The 2,054-nt window shown below is 51.2% G+C and carries 2 protein-coding genes and 1 pseudogene; all 3 read right to left on the reverse strand.

Annotated features, from left to right (window positions below; all coding sequences use genetic code 11):
• Positions 1 to 233, reverse strand: a 233-nt coding sequence (locus ACSHWX_RS18550) for a hypothetical protein (RefSeq protein ID WP_435669689.1), incomplete at its 3' end; no start/stop codon positions are given.
• Positions 234 to 280: 47 nt separating this feature from the next.
• Complete coding sequence (locus tag ACSHWX_RS18555; RefSeq protein WP_435669690.1) at positions 281 to 1,588, reverse strand: restriction endonuclease subunit S; 1,308 nt, start codon at positions 1,586 to 1,588, stop codon at positions 281 to 283.
• Positions 1,585 to 2,054: pseudogene (locus ACSHWX_RS18560) on the reverse strand (SAM-dependent DNA methyltransferase); the annotation flags it as partial. The gene ACSHWX_RS18555 and the pseudogene ACSHWX_RS18560, both read right to left, overlap by 4 nt.

Here is a 2,054-nt window from a genome sequence, read left to right on the forward strand (position 1 = left end):
GGGTTGTGTTGCTTTAGCTTTTCTAGATCTTTACTCTGCGTCGTTTCGAGGAATTCCCAGAACTTTGATTTATCGAGCGCGAGAGATGGGTCAAAGTCAGAGGGCAGGCCGATACGGAAGGGACCAAGAGGGCCGTCACCGACAACCAGCTCTTCCGTGGTGGCGCCGCAAAGACGCCGCTCAATAGCCTGTTCGAGGGCAATTTCTTTAGTGTTGCTGACCGAATAATTCATTATTGTATTCTTACGTCCTATACCCGAGGCCCCGTTGAAAAAGGCAATTAAATCACCTTGATATTTCCAGTCACAGCGGAGTCGATCAAACTAATTTTGTATTCCCGCAGTGCGGTGATCTGAGATTGCTTAACAGCAATGGCAGCATCGATCTTCTCATTGAAGACTTCGACATGACGTTGAATCTCCCTTTGCTCTTTGAGAGGCGGCAACGGTAGACGCAAAGCACCATATTTGTCCGCTCCGATGTTCTGGATCGTCGCTCTTGAAAATATCAACTCCTTCCAGTGCTCGAACGAAGGCGAACGGAAAAATGTGTTCAAGTACGAACTTTCAATGAGTTTCCTATTACTTCGCGCCCTAATTAGATACCCAGCGAAGCATGCCTCTATCCCTTCAGCAAACAAGAATGATTTTCCAACCGTGCCGCCACTGCGAGCCAATAGAATGTCACCATCCTGCAAGAGGTAGTCACGAGCGACTTTCGGTGGAAGGGTGCGTTTGGTTTCGTCTCTGAGACTACCATCTGACCCGAAGTCAGTAATGCGTATATACCGAGGATCTCCCTCCACACACTCTAGAGCCTCTTCATTCGCTCCGTATTTCAATGGTTGTGAAAGGACATGCTTGAGCTGCTTCACTTCCCAATGCACAGGAATCCGGCCGATCCAGTCAATACCGCTGTCCTTCAAGGGGGCGTTAGGGTTCAGGCCGCGGGTAACGGCTTGCTGTATCAGGATTTTCCTGCGTTCGGCCAGAAGTTTGACCTGCTTCTCCTTGATCCGCACCGCCTCGTCGATCGTGCCGCACTTCCCGTCCAGAAACGCCGCGATGGCGCGCTGTTCGGGGAGTGGTGGCAGCAGAATTGGAATTTGTCGCATTCGGGGTTTATTCAAATCCCATTGGCCAATGCGGACCCCATCTGAAGCCGAACCGAAGTAGGAAACGTAGAGCTTGCTTCGAATAGCAATGTTGAAGAAGTACGGATCAACCTCACGCACGAAGTCAAAGACATAGTAGGCAGGACTGACAATGCCGGTATGCTCGGAGACTCCGTATGAGCCCTGCCACGCTTTCATTTTGTTCATCCCGAACTGGCCCTTGAGCAACAGCTTGTAACCACTAAGGTCGTCAGGGATAAAATTATGGTTGCTGTCTTGGTTGTTGACATCACGTCTGATGACACCTTGTTCGCGCGTAATTGAAAGGAGCGGTAGGTCTCGGCAATTTTTTTCCGAGACCTCAGTAAGCGCAGAGCCCAGCTTCTCGACGTTCCAGGAATCTGGGATATCGCCTATCCAATCGAAACCGGATGGTTTGAAGCGTTCGTGTTTAGGATACGACTTGATAGTCATTCCGCTGGCTCCAGTCGAGTCGCCACCTTAATACCGAGAATATCAGCGATCAGTCCATCGGCCTTCTCCTCCAGTGCCAGGATGTCCTGCGTTACCTCTTCTAGGCTTCGCAGTGGCTTGTGGCGGTAGAAGTACTTGTTGAAGCTGATCTCGTAGCCGATTTTCACCGAGTCAAGATTGATCCAGGCTTCCTCTACGTGAGGCTTCACCTCCGTTAGGAAGTAACGGTGGATATCATCCTTCAACGGCACATTCTCCGCATCACGCAACTCGCTCTCACTCTCGTAGGTCACGTAGCTGCCGTCTGGCTGCAGGTACCAGCCGAAATCGACCAGATCGTTTGCCGTGCAGCCCAGATGTGCGGTCAGTTCCTCGATCTCCGTCACGGACATCTTGTGCCGCTTGGCTATAACCTTCTGCGCGCTCTCGTCGTACCAGCTGACGGCGTTCAGTATGGCGTTCTTAT

The organism is Maritalea sp. (assembly GCF_051251695.1).
Classification (GTDB): domain Bacteria; phylum Pseudomonadota; class Alphaproteobacteria; order Rhizobiales; family Devosiaceae; genus Maritalea.

Bases quoted from the DNA above. Each gene is read 5' to 3' on its own strand.
- ACSHWX_RS18555 (WP_435669690.1), bottom strand. From the start codon at position 1,588: ATGACTATCAAGTCGTATCCTAAACACGAACGCTTCAAACCATCCGGT.